Here is a 19701-nt window from a genome sequence, read left to right as displayed (position 1 = left end):
AATGTTCCACGTGAAACATTTGTATTTTGAAGGTGAGAGGAAGACGAATTATGCATTATCCTGAGCCGATAACGAAATTAATAGATAGCTTTATGAAATTACCGGGAATCGGACCAAAATCGGCAGCTCGGCTAGCATTTTATGTGCTAGATATGAAAGAAGACGATGTGCTAGATTTTGCAAAAGCGCTTGTAGATGCGAAAAGAAATCTCAGCTTTTGTTCCGTTTGTGGTCATATTACGGATAAAGACCCGTGTTATATTTGCGCAGATACGTCACGCGATCGAAGTGTTATTTGTGTGGTACAAGAATCCAAAGATGTCATTGCAATGGAAAAAATGCGTGATTTTCATGGTTTATATCACGTGCTTCACGGTACAATCTCGCCAATGGATGGGATTGGACCGGAAGATATTAACATTCCCGATTTGCTGAAACGTTTGCAAGATGACACGATTGAAGAAGTAATTTTAGCAACAAACCCTAATGTTGAAGGGGAAGCTACCGCGATGTATATTTCGCGCTTATTAAAACCTTCAGGCATAAAAGTGACTAGAATAGCGCATGGCCTTCCAGTTGGTGGAGATTTAGAATACGCTGATGAAGTAACGCTCTCTAAAGCAATGGAAGGACGAAGAGAAGTATAAACCGAGGTGATAAAATGGAGTCCAGAAGCAGTAAGTTTGGTCGGAAAAAAGACAAGAAAATTGGTAAACTACACAAATCCTATGATGCTTATCTGATGGAGTTAATTGAAGTCTCGCAAGAAAAATGGCACAAACAAAAAGTGTTAATGCGTAAAAGCTTTGAATACGATCCTGATTTAGAATATGAGGAGAAAAAGGCAGAAGCTCGTTACTTCTATCTTTTCAAAGAAGCACGCAGACGCCAATTAAGAAATAAATAAAAAAAATCTACTAAGCCAGCTTGGTTTAGTAGATTTTTTTTGATTAAATTTCTGATCTCACATACATAACATCTGGTGCATGACTGACGCGTTCCCCGTTATTTAAACGAGCAACTTGGCGCATATCAGCTTCTGTCAATTCAAAATCATAAATATCCGCATTTTCTTGAATTCTGGAAGGAGTTTCTGATTTTGGAATGATGGAAATATTATTTTGTAAATGCCAACGAAGGACAATTTGTGCTGGTGATTTTCCGTGTTTTTTCGCTAAGTCAATGAGGATTTGTTCTTGTAAAACACCACCGCGACCGAGTGGGCTCCATGCTTGGTGAACGATATGTAATTCTTCTAAATAACGATGCAAAAGCTGATTTGGAAAGTGGGGATGCGTTTCAAGTTGATCAACTACCGGAAGTACGTTTGCGCTTGTACGAAGGCGGTCAAGATGGTGGGCTTCAAAATTACTCACGCCAATTGCGCGAACAAGCCCTTCATCATATAACTTTTCTACAGCGCGCCACGTTTCAAAAAAAGTATCTTGCTTTGGCCAATGAACTAAGTATAAATCGACTTGATCTAGCTGCAATTTTTTCTGTGATTTTTCAAAGGCACGAAGCGTTTCGTCATAACCTTGCTCCGTATTCCACATTTTTGTCGTCACGAAAAACTCATCACGTTTTAAACCGCTGGACTGAAAGAAGTCGCCAAGCTCTTTTTCGTTATGATAAAATGAAGCCGTATCAAAGAGTCGATAGCCAACATCCACCGCAGTTTCTAGTGCTGTGCGCATTCGCTGTTCGTCAGTGAGCTTGTAAACCCCAAAACCATGTCTAGGCATTTCGATTCCATTGTTCAATCTGTAAGTATCCGAGAAAGAAAGTGTCATTTAATTTACCTCCTACTTTAGTTTATTAATTTAAGCATACCAGAAAACGAGTGATTTCTGTAGAAAGAAGGGGGCAATTGAAGCAAATTTTTTAAAAGGAGTGAAAGAATGAGGCAACCTTTTCAAGTTTTAGTAATACCGTTTATTAAAAAAGTAGCTGATTATCAGTATGGCGTTTTGCTTAGGAGTGATGGAGCGGTTTGGCAGTTTGTAGCTGGTGGTGGGGAAGATGCTGAGTCGAGTACCGAAGCCGCAATCCGCGAGAGCATTGAAGAATTGAAGGTCAGTGATACTTTTAAAATGTATCAGTTGGATTCGCGTGCTCATATTCCGAGTTTTCATTTCGCTTTTGAAAAGCCATATGTTATTCCGGAATTTTGTTTTGCGATAGATTTAACTAGTCTTTCGTCTGAGGTCGAACTTTCTTTAGAACATAAGGAGCTAAAGTGGCTTTCTTACGAGGCGGCTTCAAATATATTGGCATGGGATAGTAATAAGACGGCGCTTTATGAGCTGAATGAACGCTTGAAAAACAATGATATGATGGTAATAAAAAAAGACTGAATTTCAGTCTTTTTTAACTCGGAATTAAACTATTTAGCACGTGCGCAATGCCATCTTCGTTATTGGATAAAGTTATGGAACTGGCTGCTGCTTTTAATTCAGGGACGGCGTTGCTCATGGCGATGCCTGTTCCAGCGTATTCAACCATGGTGATGTCGTTGTGCCCGTCTCCGAATGCGATAATGTTTTCTGGGCTAATTCCCATTGGAGTTAAAACGGTATCAAGTGCTTTGGCTTTGTCGATGCCTTGTGCGGTGAATTCAAAATAGAAATCGGCCGTGAAGACGCAGTTTAGATTATCTTTGAAAGGTGCCATCATCGCTTGGTAATTTTCCTGCATATAAGCTGGATCGCCGGCAGTTAGTATTTTGCTGATTCGATAATCTAAAAATGCTGCTAAATCATCTTTTTCGCAGAGCTTAAAGTTACCGCCGCGGGATTCGTATTGAATAATGTTGATTTCTTCGCCTTTATAAGGGACGTAGCAGTCGAATACATCGTTCACATACATATAGTCGTCTTTATCAATCATTACTTTTACTTCGAAATTTTTCATATGTTCTAGAACGGCTTTTCCTTCAGAAACAGTGAGTGCTTGGTTGAATAATTCCTCTTTTGTTTGGCAGTCGACCACTTTGGCGCCATTGTATGAAACTAGTAAGCCGTGGTATTTTTCCATTTCTAATTGTTCGGCGTAAAGGTGCATGCCGGTTGTTGGTCTGCCGGACGCGAGGATAAGTTTAACGCCATTTTGTTGGGCTGTAATAAGTGCTTCTTTTGTTTTGGTTGAGATTTTTTTGTCGTCGTTCAATAAAGTGCCATCAATATCTAAAATAATCGCTTGAGTCGTCATTTAATTTAGCTCCTTTTTTTCTTTATTGTATCATTAGAAAATAAAGGAAAGTGAGAAATAGCATAGATTGAGAGCTTTTTTTCAGTTCAAAGGGAAAACGATTGCTTTTTTGAAAAATCATTCCAATTCGCTATTCATTTTTTGGTAATTGGTTGTTTTATATTGGATATTTTTATCGTAATCGTGATTAAAATAAACGGAATATAGCGTGTCGAAAATGCTGAGTAATGACTGCCTTGTTGAGAATGAGGAGACTTTGTTGTAATGGTTTTCAGCGGATGCCATATAGATTTTGTGAGTGGCGAATTCGACTAATGGGTTAGCTTGCATGGAAGTGATTAAGATTATTTCGACGTCGTTTTCGGATAGGATTTTGACGACTCTTTGAAGTGTTCGACTGCGACCGCCGTAAGAAACAACGATGGCGATATGATTTTCATCACTATTTGCTGCGGACAAGCTTTGGATATAATCTTCTTCGGGAACGTTGACCAAAACCCCGATTTCCTGCATTTGGAATTTGAAATTTTGGGCGAAAAAAAGATTGGCGGAGGCGGCATAGACATCAATTGTTTTTGCCTTAGTTAGTTTTTCACCGATACGAACGAGTTCTTCTGGATCGGCGATGTTTAACGTTTCATCGATGGTTCCTTTGTAAATCTGTTGTAGATTGGTCATTATTTGGTAGGGCGTGTCTGATTCTAAAATCGGATAATCGTAATTTATTTCTTTTTCTGCAGTTGCTTCGCGGAGGCTTGTGGCGATTTCGATTTTTAGTTCGCCGATGCCGTTAATTCCTAGTTTATTAATTAAACGGTAAATGGTTGCAGTAGAAACAAAGGCAGCCGCGGCCAGCTCTTTAGGCTTGAATTGCAAGGTTTTTCGCGGATTTGCTAAAATATAGTTGGCAAGTTCTTTTTCACTATTGGTTAAATTAGTTAATTCTCTTATTTTAATTAAAATATTCATCGTTTCAAATCCTAACTTTTTAGAATGGGAAATTATATATGTCATTATACCACGGAAAATCCTCGCCTTTGGTTTCTGCTCGGATAATTAAAAACCCCTCGAACAATAAAAGTTCAAGGGGGTCAGTTTATTTAATTTCGATGCCTTTCAAGTTTTCCGCGATGACTTCTGGTTTTTCATCCATTTGAACTTGAGCCGCAGTAGCATAGGCACCTTCTAAAATTGGTGCATTAAAGAGAATGATTTCTTTTTCGCTAATTTCTTCTACGGTTTCAATATTCATTTTGGCGCTTCCGAGGTCATAGAAAGTGTAGACTTTGTCGGCTTCGTTATTTTCGATGGCTTCATTTACTGCGTCGAAACTTGTGCCGATGCCGCCATCTTCGGTTCCACCTGCGTGGGTGATAGAAACGTCTGGCGCGATTTCTTTGATAATATCATGTACCCCTTTTGCGACATCTTTGGAGTGGGAAATAATAACAACGCCATAAGGTTTAGTCATGAGTTAGCTCACCTCCGTTTGAAGCATTGCATGGAATAATAGGGCGGATGAGTAGGCGCCTGGGTCGAGATGACCAATTGAACGTTCGCCGAGATAGCTTGCGCGTCCTTTAGTCGCTTTTAAATCTTTTGTTTTTTGTAGGGCCGCATCCACCACATCATTGGTCAAATCTTCTTGGTGAAGCGCGTGAACAACTGGTTCCCAAACATCAATCATCGTTTTTTCGCCCGCATGCGATTTACCTCGTTTTTCAATGCCTTCCAGTCCTGCTTCAATTACTTTTGTAAGGCCAACCGCATCGATTGTATCCGCCTCAACAGCTTTACTCATATTTAAAAATGCTGTTCCGTAAAGCGGGCCGGATGCGCCGCCAACTTTGCTGACCATTGTCATTCCGGCTGTTTTGAAAACATCTTTTAAATCGGCAGGTTCTTTTTCTGCAAAAGCTTTTTTGAGTTCGCTGAGTCCGCGAGCCATATTGATACCGTGGTCTCCGTCACCAATCGCTTGGTCGAGATCACTTAATAATTGTTTATTTTCTTGTACACGTTCGCCGAAATCATTTAACCAGCGTAACGCCCAATCTTTATCATAAGTCATGATTCATTCCTCCAAATTTTATTACCAAGCAATTGTGTCCACTGGGAGTTTCAACATATCAACCCATTTTTCATCTTCTAATTTCAAAATGGTTAAGGATAATCCGGCCATTTCGAGTGAGGTCATATAATCTCCAACAAGTGTTTTTTCCACGCGAACGCCGGCATTTTTTAGAAGTACATGGACATCATTTGCGAAAACATATTGTTCCATAAGTGGTGTTGCGCCCATGCCGTTCACAAGGACAACCACTTTATCGCCAGCTAGGAGTTTGCTTTCATTGCTAATCCGTTCGTATAGTTGCTTAGCTAAACTTGCAGATGGCATAATTTTTTCACGAGTAAATCCTGGTTCACCGTGGATACCAATGCCGAGTTCGATTTCGTCGTCGCCGAGCTCAAATCCGGGGTGACCAACTTCGGGAACAGTACACGGCGAAAGTGCAACCCCAAGCGTTTTAACAGAAGCAATTACTTTTTCACCGAGGGCTTTCAGTTCATCAAGTGATGCGCCTGCTTCTGCCGCCGCCCCGATAATTTTATGCACGAGAACCGTTCCAGCTACACCGCGACGTCCCGTTGTAAAAGTGCTGTCTTCCACGGCAATATCATCATCTACTACAATTTGCTCTACTTTAATATCATCGGCATCTGCTAAATCGGCCGCCATTTCAAAATTCATTACGTCACCAGTATAATTTTTTACAATTAAAAGCACACCAGCGCCTTGATCTGCGGCTTTAATACCTTCATAAATTTGGTCTGGAGTTGGGGAAGTGAAAACATCGCCGCACACAGCCGCAGATAGCATTCCGCGACCTACATAACCAGCATGAGCCGGCTCGTGACCAGAACCTCCGCCGCTTACTAGCCCGACTTTGCCTGGACGTTTATCATTTCTTGCAATGACGCGAGTTCCTTCAACACGGTGAACAATATCTGCATGCGATTTAACTAAACCTTCCACCATTTGCTCTACAACTTGATCTGTACCGTTAAGAATCTTCTTCATCTGACAAAAAACCTCCTTTAAAATAGTCCTCTTACCTCAATTTCCCTTTACTAGAAAGTCAAAACGTGGTTGCTGATTTTATTATACAACTTATAAAATGAAAACGCTTTAAAACTGCAAGAATGTGTCATAAATTCAGCAAAATGGTACAATGAAAGAGAGAATTTGAAAAGGGGAATTGTTATGCGAGATCAAACTAAAATGCCTTTAGTGGAACGGTTAGATGCTCATGCTAAATCTTGCCCAATATCACTCCATGTTCCTGGACACAAAAGCGGAGCCGTTTATCCAGATCCATGGCAAAAATTATTAAAATGGGACGTAACAGAAATCACTGGAATGGACGACTTGCACCATCCGGAAGATGTGATTTTGGAAGCAGAAGAGTTACTTGCAGAATGTTATGGGAGTAAAAAAAGTTATTTTCTCGTAAACGGGACTAGCGGAGGAAGCTTGGCGGTTATTATGACGACTTTGAAGCGCGGGGAAAAAGTATTAGTGCCGAGAGATGCGCATAAGTCTATTTTGCATGGCATTGAACTGGCAGGTGGAGAGCCGATTTTCCTAACACCAGCGCTGAATAAAGAAGTCGGCGTTGCAAGCGGAGTAACGCCAGAACTTGTCGAAGCAACCTTACATAATCATCCAGATATAAAACTCTGTATTTTTACGTATCCGAGCTACTATGGAACGACTTTTCATTTGCAAAAATGTATCCGAATTGCGCATGATTTTGGCGCGGTTGTATTTGTCGATGAGGCGCATGGGGCCCATTTTTTAACAAGCTCCGAATTTCCAAAAAGTGCGGTGGAGCTTGGCGCAGACGTGGTCGTTCAATCGGCGCATAAGACGCTACCGGCGCTGACGATGGGATCCTATTTACATGTGGTCAATGATTTGCCGATTTTTGAAAAACTAGCTTATTATCTGCAAGTATTCCAAACGAGCAGCCCATCTTATTTAATTATGGCGTCACTGGATGCAGCCCGAAAATATGCGGCAACCTATACGGCGGCTGATGTGGAAGCTTTTTGGAAAATGCGCGCTAGATGGATTAAATGGCTAACGAAGAATAAATTTGAAGTCATTTTGCCAGATGATCCACTGAAAATAATCGTCCGCAAAACAGGCTATACAGGCTACGAACTGCAAGCGATTTTTGAAGAGAGCTCTTATTTTCCAGAACTAGCCGATGAATCACAAGTGCTACTTATTTTACCGTTAATAAAAAAAGGAATCGATTTCACGCCGATTAGTCGGATTCATTCTCCGGTGAAAAAAGAAATCGCGAAAGAACCGTACGAAATGTCGGCCCCGTGCGCATCTAGCCTCTCGCTAACGTATGAAGAAATGCACACGCGCGGCACCGAGTTTATTTCGATAGACGAAGCGACCGATCGCGTATCCGCCGAAACAATCTCGCTCTATCCGCCGGGGATACCAGCCGTAATCCGCGGAGAAAGCATCACAGAAAAACACATTCGCGAACTAAAAAGCATTCGCACACGTCACTACCAAGGCGGCGAAAAACTAGCCGAGAATTACATCCGTGTCTTCCGCTAATTTATGCTATAATCAAACAGAAAGCGACGCGAAAGGGAAAGGAAATTACTAAATGAAAGCAATTTTTATTACACTCGAAGGCCCAGATGGCTCTGGTAAAACAACAGTAGGAACACTACTCAATCAAAAAATGACGGAAGTTGGCATCGATTTCATTAAAACCCGCGAACCAGGTGGCAGCCCGATTTCAGAAAAAGTAAGAAATATCGTCCTCGGAATTGGCAATGAAGAAATGGACCCGAAAACAGAAGTGCTACTTATTGCAGGAGCGCGCCGTCAACATGTCGTTGAAACAATCCGCCCAGCTTTAGAAGCAGGAAAAACGGTACTTTGTGACCGTTTCATGGATAGCTCGCTTGCTTACCAAGGCGCTGGACGTGACATGGATATGGAACAAGTTTTACAAGTGAATTTATATGCGATTGAAGATACGCTGCCTAACCGGACGTATTATCTCGATGTACCTGCCGAAGTTGGTTTAGCTAGAATCGCCGCCAACAAAGGCCGTGAAGTCAATCGTTTGGATAAAGAAGACATTACTTACCATGAAAAGGTTCAAGCTGGTTATGAAAAAGTCATCAACATGTTTCCGGACCGTTTTATGCGAGTAGATGCTACAAAGACACCAGAAGAAATTGCAGAAACTATTTTAGCCGACATTTTACAACAATTATCCTAACATCCAATGTGACTTAAACACGTTGCCACAAGTGCATATCACTCTTTAAAATGGCATTTATTTGCTATAATAGAAAAAAGATAGATTTTTTAGGAAGGGTTGATTTCTTTGAAACTGATATTTGCGATCGTCCAAGACCAAGATAGCAACCGTTTGTCTGACGCACTAACAAAAGGCAATTTCGGTGCGACCAAACTAGCCACTACAGGCGGATTTTTAAAAGCAGGCAACACCACATTCATCATCGGTACAGAAGATGAACGTGTAGAAGATGCCCTAGCAATCATTAAAGAAAACTGCAAAGCGCGCGAACAAATGATGACACCATCCGCGTCCCTTGGAGTGACAGTAGATACCTACGTGCCATATCCAATCGAAGTCCAAGTTGGCGGCGCAACAGTGTTTGTAATGCCGGTGGAGAATTTTCATCATTTTTAAAACAGATAGTAGGTAAGAGCTATCTTATTGTAGATGGCTAATAAAGTTAGGAACTGTATTTGTCAAACTAACTCAAAGTGTGTTAATATGTATATGAAAAGAGAGCCATGCGCTAACATGACTCCCTAACAGCAGCACCGTTAAAAAGACGGTGGACAAAGTTTAAAAATTGATAAATAATCGTCTTTTCTCACCTGTCAAAGTGTAAAGACGATTATTTTTTTGGTTTATTAAAGTCCAGTATCAGCACAACCAATGTGGCAAAAGCCAACATTAAAGTCATTGCTTCAAATACAGACATGCTTTATTCCTTTCTAGGAGTAAAACCTTTGTAAACCATAGGCATCACCCCCTACTGAGGATTAGCCACCGTCTATTCACTTTGCTACTGCATTTACTATTATAGCATTCAAACTTCTTTGACAAAAGTTATGTATTAAGGATTTTTCTTGATTACGTACAGCGGAGATAAGATCTAGCCCTACAATAAACAATTAGTTCAAAATGCTGAACCTGGTTCAATATAATGTTTTTAATGAGATTAACCAAATTTAGTATAGTAAGAGCAAATAAATATTGTTAAGAAAGAAGGTAGCTATTCTGGGATTAGAATGGTCAATAAAATCAAAAGAAGATTACGAAGAGATTTTGAAAATTATAGAAAAGAGTGTTGTTGATTCGGGGATAAAAGATGTGAGATCATACTCCAATGGTTTTTTTGTACCATCTGGTATCGAAAAGTGCCCCGACTTAATGGATTTCAACATCTATCACGCTAATGATGAAACTTATATATATTGCTTATTAAATTCAAGCCTAGCAGAAGCCGAGTTAACAATGAGAAAGATTAAACGGGAATTGGATGCTTTAAACTATCGATGTGAGATTGATGAATTATAATCATAACCAATAGGTAAAGAATTATTACGAGTAAGAAAGTTAGCACATCTGCTATTTAGATTGTAATTGAAATGTTTAAGTTTAATAAAAAAACCGCAGACAAAGCAATTTCTCGCTTTATCCGCAGTCTCAGGCCTATCTCACTCACGAGCTAGGCTTTTTATAGTCACTTAATCGTCAATTTCTGACCAACATGAATCATATTGCTAGGTAGTTTATTCCAAGCTTTAATGTTATCTACCGTTGTTTTGAACTGTCTGGAAATGGCCCAAAGTGAGTCACCTTTTTTGACAGTGTATGTTTTTACTGTGGAATTGCTTGGTGTGTTTGTGCTTGGTTTAGCTGTGTTTGTATTTGTTGTTGCGGATCCGGCGCTAACTTTAAGTTTTTGGCCCGGATAGATGAAATCGGATTTTAGGTTGTTCCAAGTTTTTAGGTTAGCGATGGTTACTTTGTTGTTGCTCGCGATTCTCCAAAGCGAGTCACCTTTTGCAACTGTGTAAACTTTAGCGTTTGTGCTCGTACCTGTGCTTGGTTTGGATGTATTTGTGTTTGTATTCGGTTTAGATGTGTTCGTATTTGTATTCGTGTTTGTTGTAGTAGACCCAGCGCTTACTTTAAGTTTTTGGCCTGGGTAAATGAAATCGGATTTCAGGTTGTTCCAAGTTTTTAAGTTAGCAATAGTTACTTTGTTGTTGTTAGCGATTCTCCAAAGCGAGTCACCTTTTGCAACGGTGTAAACTTTAGCGTTTGTGCTCGTACCAGTACTTGGTTTGGACGTACTTGTTCCTGTGCTCGGCTTGGATGCGTCTGTATTTGTAGTAGACCCGGCGCTAACTTTAAGTTTTTGGCCTGGGTAAATGAAATCGGATTTTAAGTTGTTCCAAGCTTTTAAATTAGCGATGGTTACTTTATTGTTGTTAGCAATTCTCCAAAGGGAGTCACCTTTTACGACTGTATACATTTTGGCGTTTGTGTTGTTTGTATTTTCGGAGTTGCCAGTATTTCCTGTGTTACCAGTGCTTCCGGAATTTCCGCCAGTTGTTTTGCCGCTGTCATACTGTGTTAAATTATATCGGCTGATTAAATCATTTAGTTTAGTTGCATAGGCTGTGTCGGTTGCGTACGTTCCAGTTAGAGCTTTGGTTGCGTCTTTGTAGGAAGTTGTATTGCTTTTCCAAACTTTTGAGTAGTAGCTTGGGTTCCAACTTGGGCCGCTGCGAATAACTTTGGCGTAGTCTTCTAGTGATTGATGGTAGGATGGGTATTTTCTGAATTTGGCTGTGATTGTGTAGTAGTTTCCTTTGCCATCATCTTCTAGGGTTTGTTTTGTATAAGATTGGCCGTTGTATGCTCCTTTGATTCCGAAAAGGTTGTAGTTTGGAGCTGAGCCTAATTCGCTCGTTCCATAGGCGCTTTCTAAAATTGCTTGAGCGATCATGACAGATGCGTATAAGTCGTTTTCTGCTGCAATTTGGGAAGAAGAGGCTTGGATTGTTTGAATAAAGCTTTGAACCGTTGCACTTGAACGGAGTGCTGATTTTTGTAATAAGTTATAAGTAGCTGGTGTAGAGTAGCTTGTTACGCTGTTTGGATTGCTAACTGTAGCGGGTTCTGCGGGAGCTTGTTCTACTTTGTCAGCTACGGGTTTCGCTTCTTCTTGTGTTTTTGTTTGTTCTTTTGTTTCAGTAGGTTTTGTTTCAGTTGTTTTTTCTGTTGTGTTTTCAGGAGTGGCAGTTGCTGGTGTTTCTGTTGTTGTGTTGGCTTCTGTGCTTTTTGATGCTTCGTCGGCAGGCGCTGTTTCGTCTGCGCTAACGATTACTTCGATTCCTGGAACAGTGATAGAGGTTGCAATGGCAGTAACCCCAGCAATCGTTGCACCAGTTTTGAACTTGTTACTTTTTTTGTTTTTCTTTTGTTCTTTTAAAGTTTCAAGGATACGTTCTTTTCTTGTTTTTTGCATGGTAAGTCACTTCCAATTCTTTTAAATATTCTACATCCATTATTACACACTTCACATAGCTTATGAATGATATCGACAAATTGTAATTAAATTGTCAAAAAGGCTTGTCTTTGTTATACTGAATATAAGCAAGTGCTTACTTAGTTGAACGGGGGTAAAATGATGATTACAAACGAATCCATTATGGATGCGACGCTTTGTATGATGGCAAAAAATGGCATTAAAGGCTCCACAACAAGACAATTAGCAGAAGCCGCTGGAATAAATGAAGCTACGATTTTTAAAAAATTTAAGAGTAAAGATAATCTCATTCATATGACACTAGAAGTCCAATTTGAAAGTATGAAGGCGGAAATTAATCAATTTTTTGATAAAGATTTTGAAAGCGCTAAAGTATTTTTGCGTCAGGCGAGTCAGTTTATTTCGGATATTTATGAAAAATATCGTGATTTTATGGTGATTTCTGTTCGCGAAATGGGCAGCAAAGATATGGAATTTATTGATCCGTCGATTGTGGAATATTTGTATGAGCGGGTTAATCAAAAAGTGAAAGAAATGATTCCGAATAAGAACTCTGCCCAAGAAGCAGATGCGATTTCTTTAATTTTAAATAGTGTTATTTTACTCATTATGGTGGAGAAAGTGCGCGATGACATTTATAAGCGCCCACCAACGATTACAACTACGGCAGATTCTTTAGCAGATGTCTTGTTGAAATTATTAAAATAAATCACGAAAAGTTAAATAAAAGTTAAGTATTTTACATTTTGTCTTGCGGGCTTAGATTTTGTATGTTAAACTCGTAGACGATTAGAGCGATAATAAATATGTAGTTTTGCCTGTTAGGTGAGGCTCCTATGCAAACACAGGCCACTGCCCAAAAATGTCCAAAGACGCCAATGGGTAGAACAGGGATTGTCGGATTAAGGCTTTCCATAATGTGGCTAAGAGTATTCTTTACGTTGCATAGTGCCAAAACTTTAGCGAGGGGAGTCTGTTTTAGTATGCGTATAAATTCAGGGGTCCTTGCCAATGTTTTGGTAAGGACTTTTTTCATGTTTATTATGAAAATAATTATCTGGGAATGACAATCTTTTTTTCAGACAATTAAGCTTAGGTAAAATTCGAAAGGAGATGAAGGCAAATGGCTTATCGACAGGAAGAGGAAGTAGAAGAACCGGATTCATATGATAAAAATCAAGCTGCAAGAGTGACTAACCTTCATCTCTGGCGCACATAAACGTTATTCTCAGCTTGCCTAGAAAGAATTGGAGGCAAGGAAAATGAAAAAACTACATGGAAAAATGCAAGGTAACAATTTGCTCAAAGAATCACAAATGGGCAGAGAGAAAATTTTGGAAAAGTTAGGAGTTATGGAAACGGGGCTAACAAACGTCGAAGTTACGGAACGATTGGCGGAGTTCGGCCCTAATCAAACGGTGGAAGAAAAGAAAGTATCGAATTTACGGTTGTTCATTCGGGCGTTTAATGATCCATTTATCTATATTTTAGTGATGTTAATGGTTGTTTCGTATTTGACGGATGACATGGAAGCGACTGTGATCATGGCACTGATGATTCTTGCGAGTGGAGTGCTTGGCTTTATTCAAACGAGTAGAGCGGAGCGGGCGAGTTATGCACTGAAAAATATGGTGAAAAATAGAGTGAATGTTATACGAAATGGCTCCATGGATTTGGTGATGCAAGACGCAATCGTACCGGGAGATTTGATTGAAATTTCGGCGGGGGATATTATCCCAGCTGATGCGCGTGTGATTTCGGCTACAGACTTATTAATTAACCAGTCGGCCCTTACAGGAGAATCGATTCCTGCTGAAAAATTTGTGGAAGATAAACGTGCCAATCCAGAAATTTTTGAACGGGAAAACTTATTATTTATGGGGACAGATGTGTTAAGTGGGCATGGTCGGGCGGTTGTTTTGCGGACTGGAAGCTCAACCTTCTTTGGTTCGCTATCAATTGCAGCTACCGAACGCCGCGGCGACACGAGTTTTGATAAAGGTGTTAAATCGATTTCGAAGTTGCTATTTTACTTTATGATGGTGATGGTTCCGATTGTGTTTATGATTAATGGGCTCATGAAGGGCAATTGGTTGGAGGCATTTCTTTATGCGGTGGCGATTGCGGTTGGTCTTACTCCGGAAATGCTACCCATGATTGTCAGCACGAACTTAGCAAAAGGCGCCATCAATATGTCGAAGAAAAAAGTAATTATGAAAGAACTAAGCGCCATTCAAAATATCGGTGCGATGGATATTTTATGTACGGATAAAACGGGCACGCTCACTGAAGATAAGCTAGAACTTGTAAAATACATTGATAGCGCGGGCGAAACTTCGGAAAGTGTTTTAAAAATGGCTTATTTAAACAGTTATTTCCAAACTGGCTGGAAAAATGTTTTAGATCATGCTGTAATCGCCAAATTGGATGAAAAGACTGCATCAGGTTGGTCGAAAGTTGGCGAGATTCCGTTTAATTTTGATCGGCGGCGCTTGAGTGTGGTGGTCGAAAATAGCACTGAGACAAGGATGGTTACAAAAGGCGCGGTGGAAGAAATGCTCACTGTATGCACTCATAAGGAATTTTCTGGCACTGTTTCTACACTAACTGAAGCAGAAAAGGATGAACTCCAAGAAATGTGTGCAGAAATGAATCGTTCAGGTATACGCGTGATTGTAGTGGCTTATAAAACTGGAAAAGTCGGTGAAGCGTTCACGAAGACCGACGAAGAACAAATGATTATTGCAGGATTCCTAGGTTTCCGCGACCCAGTAAAAGCATCGACGAAAGAAGCTATCGCCCATCTTTTTAAAAATCAAATTAACGTAAAAGTTTTGACGGGTGATAACGAAATCGTTACGAAGCGGATTTGTCAGGAAGTCGGTATTCCAGCGAATGGGTTTTTACTAGGTGCGGATATAGAAGAGCTTTCCGATGAAGAACTTACGCGCGAACTGCGAAAATACCATATTTTTGCGAAATTAACACCAATGCAAAAATCGCGAATCATTGGTTTGCTAAAAAAAGCGGGGCATACTGTAGGGTTCCTTGGCGACGGGATTAATGATGCGCCGGCACTTAGGAAGGCGGATGTTGGGATTTCGGTTGATACAGCAGCGGATATTACCAAAGACGCCAGCTCGGTCATCTTACTTGAGAAAAGTTTAACGGTATTAAATGATGCAGTGATGGAAGGCCGGAATGTATTTGGGAATATTTTAAAATACTTGAAAATGACGGCTAGCTCAAACTTTGGTAATGTGTTTAGTGTTTTGGTGGCGAGTGCGTTTATTCCGTTTTTACCAATGTTGTCGCTACACCTTTTACTGCAAAATTTATTGTATGATTTCTCGCAATTAACACTTCCTTGGGACAAAATGGATCGTTCGTTTTTGAAAAAACCGCATCAATGGGAACAAAAAGGAATGTTGCGCTTTATTCTCTGCATTGGCCCAGTAAGTTCGATCTTTGATATTGCGACGTTTCTAATTATGTGGTTTGTGTTTAGTGCGAATACGGTGGCGGAGCAAGCTTTATTCCATAGTGGCTGGTTCGTGGTTGGCTTACTTACGCAAACATTAGTCGTACACATGATTCGTACAGAGAAAATACCGTTCATTCAAAGTCGGGCAACTGCACCGGTGATGATTGCAACGCTTATTGTGATGACGCTTGGGATTGTGATTCCGTTTACTGGATTTGGTCACAGCATTGGATTTGTCAGCTTACCAGGTAGTTATTTCCCATGGTTGATTTTAATTCTAGTTGGCTATATGGCAACGATGCAGTTAGTAAAAACTATTTATATTCGGAAATTTCGGGAGTGGATTTAAATGCGGGCAGGACGCGTGCTGTTTGTAACGTATATACTTCTGGCGGTTTGGAGTTTGCTGCTCGTTTATAGTACGAGTTATGGGGTTGCCATCATGCGGTACAAAGTGGAGCCGGGTTATTTCTTTTATAGGCAGTTACTTTTTTACGGACTGGGGTTTGTCGGCTTGCTCGTTTGTTCGCGTATTAATGTGCAATTATTTTATCGGCGGTGGACGTTGCGTGCTTTGGCGGGAAGCTTGGTCGGTTTGCTAATTCTAGTGCTTTTAACGGGCAGTGCGGCGAACAATGCGCAGCGCTGGTTGTCTATCGCAGGTGTTACGTTCCAACCGACAGAAACGGTCAAAATGCTACTAATATTAGTAATCGCAACAGTTTTCTTGAAAAAAGGTTGTGGGGTGCGTGTGCAATATTGGTTGCTCGGATTTTTATTTCTAACAGTGGGGCTTGTGTTCTTACAGCCGGATTTAGGGACGGCACTGATTTTAGGTGTCATTGGGGTCGCTTTGTTTTTAACAAGCGGAGTCGGCCTCACACGCCTTGTCCGGGTAGCGATTTGGGTGTTTGGTCTCCTTTTGCTTGTCGCAACACTGCTTTACTTCTTTCATCCTGACTTTTTTAGTTCTGCAAAATTAGGCCGGTTTGCCTTTTTAGATCCATTTAATCTTAATAATTTGGATGCTTCTTATCAACTTAGGAATGGTTATTATGCGATTGGAAGTGGCGGGATTTTTGGAAATGGGCTTGGTGAGAGTGTGCAAAAATTAGGCTATTTACCGGAGCCGCATACGGATTTTATTATGACGGTGGTTGCGGAAGAACTAGGTGTTTTTGGTGTTATTTGGACGATTTTATTATTGATGTTGCTTAGTTTTACAGCACTTTATATTGCTATTCATAGTCAGTTTATTTTTGATTCAATGGTTTGTATTGGGGTGGCTACTTGGGTTGCGGTGCAGATGTTTTTGAATCTTGGAGGCGTGAGTGGGCTTATCCCGCTTACGGGGGTTCCATTACCATTTATTAGTTATGGTGGAAGTTCGGTCGTGATGCTGTCGTGTGCGGTAGGTTTTGTACTGGCAGCGGCAAGGCGGAATAAATCGAGAGAGGTAGTGTATTTATGAAACGGGATGTGCTTTATAACCGGATTATTTTATCGGTATTTTTATTGTCTTTAGTTAGTTGTGTGGCGATTTATTTTGCACAGAAGACAAATCAGTACGATACGAATTTTTTAGGAATGCAATTGGTGTTCTTAGCGATCGGGGCGCTGACTTGTTATGGTGTTTCGCGGCTTCCGGTGGAGTTTTTACGCCATCATGCGATTTGGCTTTACGCAATTATGGTAGTCACACTACTCGGGATACTCATTCCCAACCCTCTAGTGCAAAATATTAACGGGGCAACACGGTGGTATCGGTTTGCGGGACTATCTTTTCAGCCATCAGAAGTTGTGAAATCAATTTTTATTTTTGTGTTGGCGCATTTTGCAGTGAAATACCAAGCGCAAAAATGGAAGCAATTGGGGATTTTAGCTGTACTCACAGGAATTGTCCTCCTATTAATTATGAAGCAGCCAGACCTTGGAACGACTATTGTTTATGGGGTTACAGCGTTGGCGATTATTTTGCTAGCAATCAGGTCAACGAAGCTAATGGTTGGGATTATTACGTTGATTTTAACTGCGGCGACGGTTGGTATGTATGTCATCGTGTATCATATTAGTTTGCTAGAGAAGATTGGCTTTCATGCGTACCAGTTCTCGCGGATTCAAACGTGGCTTGATCCGACGACCGACCCGGATGCGGTGTACCAACTTAATTTATCGATGAAGGCGGTTGGTTCGGGGATGTTGACTGGTAGTTCAGGAACGAACGCGTATATCCCTGAAAGTCATACAGATATGATTTTTAGTACCATTGGGCATCAGTTTGGCTTTGTTGGCGTAAGTTTGCTACTGATTTTGTTTATGTTGCTTATTCACCAATTAATTATGGCGGCACTTTTAATGAAGAATACTTTTTCGTCGCTTGTTTTAGCGGGTTTTGCAGTGAGTTTTGCGTTTAATATTTTTGAAAATATTGGCATGACTGTTGGACTTATGCCGCTGACGGGGATTCCGCTGCCTTTTATTAGTTATGGTGGTAGCGCTGTGCTTGGTAATTTTATTGCGGTGGGTGTTGTGCTAGCGATTATTCGGTCAGATGCTAATTTAATAGAAGAAAAAAACCAGCTGTCATGACGACAACTGGTTTTTTAAGTTTTATTTATTCTTATAAAGGTCTACAATTTCTTTCGCTAAATCTTTGAAAGTAATTGCATTCATTAAGTGGTCTTGTGCGTGAACGAGTAGAAGGGAAACTTCTGTTTTTTCGCCACGTGCTTCACCTTGTATAAGTTTTGTTTGAGAATGATGCGCTTCAAGTAGTGCTTGTTCTGCTTGGGCGATTTGTTCGTCTGCTTGAGCGAAATCCCCTTTTTTAGCGGAATCAATGGCTAACATAGCATCACTTTTAGCGTTACCACCGAACACGATCAAGCTCATAATAGTTTGCTCTAAATCCATCTGTAAACACGTCCTTAAAGTTTTGGTTTTTAAAAATTATTCTGCAGTAACGCCTTCAGCAGCAAGTGCTTCTTTTTCACGACGTAGCTCTTGGATTTGAGCAATTTTCGCGAATGGAAGGAAGATGATGATAGACAAGCCTAAGTTTACAGCTGCTAAAACACCACCAGCGATACTTTGTGTTGCAAGTGCTCCACCGATAATTGGTGGTGTAGTCCAAGGAGTTACGATAGTACAAGCTGGTACCCAACCGATAGCTGTTGCAAAGTAAGCTACAGTTACAAGTACAAGTGGTGCCAAGATGTACGGAATGAACATAATTGGATTCAAGACGATTGGAAGACCAAACATCATTGGTTCGTTAATGTTGAAAAGACCTGGCGCTGCAGACAATTTAGAAACTGTCATGTACGCTTTGTGTTTGCGTGCTACGATAAAGATAGCAATGATTAAACCGATAGTTGCTCCAGTTCCGCCTAAGTTAACGAAAGAGTCAAAGAAAGGTTTGTTAACGATGTAAGGAAGTTCTTTACCAGCTTCTAGAGCTTTTACGTTAGCTTCGATAGCTGGGATGTTGATTGTTTGCATGAACGGGTCGATAATGTTCGCACCGTGTAAACCAAAGAACCAAAGGAAAGCAGAAACGAATGCAAGTAGTAATGCTGCTGGCAAGGAGTTTGCAAGACCCATGAACGGTTCTTGTACTAATTCGTAGAAAGAAATTACTAAGTTAGTCACACCAGCTGCTTGGAAGAACGCAGTGATAAGACCAAAGATTGAAACAGTGATCATTGCAGGGAATAAAGCTGCGAATGAACGAGAAACTGCCGGTGGAACACCATCAGGCATGTTGATAACTAATTTCGGGCTACCACTTAAACGAGTGAAGATTTCAGTGGAAAGAATTGCAATAATTAAAGCTAAGAAAAGACCAGTAGATCCAAGACCACCAGTGTTAGGGATACCATCAGCACCTGGAGCGATTGCACCAATAGTGAAGAAAGTAGCTACAGAAACTACACCAGAAGATAAAGCATCTTTGTCATAAGATTTAGCTAAGTTATAAGCTACAGTGAAAGCGATAAGTAATGCTAAGATAGCAAAAGTACCGTTCCAAACGTTTCCGCCGAATGCTTGCCAAGTTCCTTCACCAAATAAGTTATTCATGAATTTTTGGTAAGCTGCAATTGGGAAGTTGTTAATTAAAACGGCGAAAGACCCTAGAATCATTAGAGGCATAGTCGAGATGAAACCATCACGAATTGCTACTAAATGACGTTGCCCACCAATTTTGGCAGCGTAGGGAATGAAATATTTCTCCATAAATGCGATAAAACCATTCATTTTTTATTCTCCTTTTTTGAGGATAAAGTAATAACACTGATTAAGACAGATACATAATTTCTAAAACGTCATGTTATTACGTTACCTCTTCCATTTTTTTATAA

At 40.4% G+C, this 19701-nt stretch carries 21 protein-coding genes and 1 riboswitch; of the genes, 11 read left to right on the top strand and 10 right to left on the bottom strand.

Translation table 11 applies throughout. The features are described from left to right. Positions 1-50: 50 nt before the first annotated feature. The gene (recR, locus tag HCB49_RS10345) at positions 51-647 is read left to right on the top strand and encodes a recombination mediator RecR (protein ID WP_003722062.1); all 597 of its coding nucleotides are present in this window, start codon (positions 51-53) and stop codon (positions 645-647) included. 14 nt (positions 648-661) lie between these two features. Further along, positions 662-907 carry a YaaL family protein gene (locus tag HCB49_RS10340; protein ID WP_185480395.1) on the top strand — a complete coding sequence of 82 codons (246 nt, stop codon included), beginning with the start codon at positions 662-664 and terminating at the stop codon, positions 905-907. A 43-nt stretch (positions 908-950) separates the two neighbouring features. On the opposite strand, the gene HCB49_RS10335 is transcribed toward HCB49_RS10340, so the two are convergent. Beyond that, the gene (locus HCB49_RS10335; RefSeq protein ID WP_185480394.1) at positions 951-1793 is read right to left on the bottom strand and encodes an aldo/keto reductase; all 843 of its coding nucleotides are present in this window, start codon (positions 1791-1793) and stop codon (positions 951-953) included. A 108-nt stretch (positions 1794-1901) separates the two neighbouring features. Here HCB49_RS10335 and HCB49_RS10330 point away from each other — a divergent pair, with 108 nt between their 5' ends. Then, on the top strand, positions 1902-2357 hold the full coding sequence (locus HCB49_RS10330; RefSeq protein ID WP_185604883.1) for an NUDIX hydrolase: 456 nt from the start codon (positions 1902-1904) through the stop codon (positions 2355-2357). A 13-nt stretch (positions 2358-2370) separates the two neighbouring features. On the opposite strand, the gene HCB49_RS10325 is transcribed toward HCB49_RS10330, so the two are convergent. From HCB49_RS10325 to dhaK1, 5 genes are all read right to left on the bottom strand, one after another. Beyond that, positions 2371-3210, bottom strand: coding sequence for a Cof-type HAD-IIB family hydrolase (locus HCB49_RS10325; protein WP_185604882.1), 840 nt, complete (start codon positions 3208-3210; stop codon positions 2371-2373). Between the two features lie 117 nt (positions 3211-3327). After that, positions 3328-4179 carry a MurR/RpiR family transcriptional regulator gene (locus tag HCB49_RS10320; protein WP_185604881.1) on the bottom strand — a complete coding sequence of 284 codons (852 nt, stop codon included), beginning with the start codon at positions 4177-4179 and terminating at the stop codon, positions 3328-3330. Between the two features lie 127 nt (positions 4180-4306). Continuing rightward, complete coding sequence (dhaM1, locus tag HCB49_RS10315; protein ID WP_185604880.1) at positions 4307-4681, bottom strand: dihydroxyacetone kinase phosphoryl donor subunit DhaM1; 375 nt, start codon at positions 4679-4681, stop codon at positions 4307-4309. A gap of 3 nt (positions 4682-4684) precedes the next feature. Then, entirely contained in the window at positions 4685-5281 is a 597-nt protein-coding gene (gene dhaL1, locus HCB49_RS10310) for a dihydroxyacetone kinase ADP-binding subunit DhaL1 (protein ID WP_185604879.1), read from the bottom strand. A 21-nt stretch (positions 5282-5302) separates the two neighbouring features. Continuing rightward, positions 5303-6292: a dihydroxyacetone kinase subunit DhaK1 gene (dhaK1, locus tag HCB49_RS10305; protein ID WP_185604878.1), complete on the bottom strand. Its 990-nt coding sequence runs from the start codon at positions 6290-6292 to the stop codon at positions 5303-5305. Between the two features lie 183 nt (positions 6293-6475). On the opposite strand from dhaK1, the gene HCB49_RS10300 reads away from it, so the two are divergent. The 3 genes from HCB49_RS10300 (at position 6476) to darA (ending at position 8972) form a co-directional block, all read left to right on the top strand. After that, positions 6476-7855, top strand: a complete 1380-nt coding sequence (locus HCB49_RS10300) for an aminotransferase class I/II-fold pyridoxal phosphate-dependent enzyme (protein ID WP_185604877.1) — start codon at positions 6476-6478, stop codon at positions 7853-7855. 52 nt (positions 7856-7907) lie between these two features. Beyond that, positions 7908-8534, top strand: a complete 627-nt coding sequence (gene tmk / locus HCB49_RS10295; RefSeq protein ID WP_185604876.1) for a dTMP kinase — start codon at positions 7908-7910, stop codon at positions 8532-8534. 108 nt (positions 8535-8642) lie between these two features. Continuing rightward, positions 8643-8972, top strand: a complete 330-nt coding sequence (gene darA, locus HCB49_RS10290; RefSeq protein ID WP_185403628.1) for a cyclic di-AMP receptor DarA — start codon at positions 8643-8645, stop codon at positions 8970-8972. A 214-nt stretch (positions 8973-9186) separates the two neighbouring features. On the opposite strand, the gene HCB49_RS14450 is transcribed toward darA, so the two are convergent. Beyond that, positions 9187-9273, bottom strand: coding sequence for a putative holin-like toxin (locus tag HCB49_RS14450; protein WP_220089436.1), 87 nt, complete (start codon positions 9271-9273; stop codon positions 9187-9189). A gap of 275 nt (positions 9274-9548) precedes the next feature. On the opposite strand from HCB49_RS14450, the gene HCB49_RS10285 reads away from it, so the two are divergent. Next, positions 9549-9872, top strand: a complete 324-nt coding sequence (locus HCB49_RS10285) for a hypothetical protein (protein ID WP_260479521.1) — start codon at positions 9549-9551, stop codon at positions 9870-9872. 166 nt (positions 9873-10038) lie between these two features. Here the strand turns inward: HCB49_RS10285 and HCB49_RS10280 are convergent, their stop codons facing one another. Continuing rightward, positions 10039-11835, bottom strand: a complete 1797-nt coding sequence (locus HCB49_RS10280; RefSeq protein WP_185604875.1) for a 1,4-beta-N-acetylmuramoylhydrolase — start codon at positions 11833-11835, stop codon at positions 10039-10041. 162 nt (positions 11836-11997) lie between these two features. Here HCB49_RS10280 and HCB49_RS10275 point away from each other — a divergent pair, with 162 nt between their 5' ends. The 4 genes from HCB49_RS10275 to HCB49_RS10260 all read left to right on the top strand — a co-directional run bounded on the left by HCB49_RS10275 (position 11998) and on the right by HCB49_RS10260 (position 17929). Further along, positions 11998-12564: a TetR/AcrR family transcriptional regulator gene (locus HCB49_RS10275; protein WP_185605081.1), complete on the top strand. Its 567-nt coding sequence runs from the start codon at positions 11998-12000 to the stop codon at positions 12562-12564. A 102-nt stretch (positions 12565-12666) separates the two neighbouring features. Then, positions 12667-12833: riboswitch (M-box (ykoK) riboswitch) on the top strand. Between the two features lie 285 nt (positions 12834-13118). Further along, the gene (gene mgtA, locus HCB49_RS10270; RefSeq protein WP_185604874.1) at positions 13119-15689 is read left to right on the top strand and encodes a magnesium-translocating P-type ATPase; all 2571 of its coding nucleotides are present in this window, start codon (positions 13119-13121) and stop codon (positions 15687-15689) included. Next, positions 15690-16811, top strand: a complete 1122-nt coding sequence (locus HCB49_RS10265) for an FtsW/RodA/SpoVE family cell cycle protein (RefSeq protein WP_185604873.1) — start codon at positions 15690-15692, stop codon at positions 16809-16811. Continuing rightward, entirely contained in the window at positions 16808-17929 is a 1122-nt protein-coding gene (locus HCB49_RS10260) for an FtsW/RodA/SpoVE family cell cycle protein (RefSeq protein WP_185604872.1), read from the top strand. Before HCB49_RS10265 ends, HCB49_RS10260 begins: the two co-directional genes overlap by 4 nt. A 21-nt stretch (positions 17930-17950) precedes the next feature. Here HCB49_RS10260 and HCB49_RS10255 read toward each other — a convergent pair whose 3' ends face one another. Then, the gene (locus tag HCB49_RS10255) at positions 17951-18253 is read right to left on the bottom strand and encodes a PTS sugar transporter subunit IIA (RefSeq protein ID WP_003722042.1); all 303 of its coding nucleotides are present in this window, start codon (positions 18251-18253) and stop codon (positions 17951-17953) included. Between the two features lie 36 nt (positions 18254-18289). Beyond that, a complete protein-coding gene (locus HCB49_RS10250) occupies positions 18290-19597 on the bottom strand; it encodes a PTS sugar transporter subunit IIC (RefSeq protein ID WP_185480381.1) in 1308 nt (435 codons plus the stop codon). Positions 19598-19701: the final 104 nt, after the last annotated feature.

Origin of the sequence: Listeria cossartiae subsp. cayugensis, from assembly GCF_014229095.1 — a bacterium.
Taxonomy (GTDB): Bacteria; Bacillota; Bacilli; order Lactobacillales; family Listeriaceae; genus Listeria; species Listeria cayugensis.
This window is presented reverse-complemented; position numbering and strand designations above follow the sequence as displayed.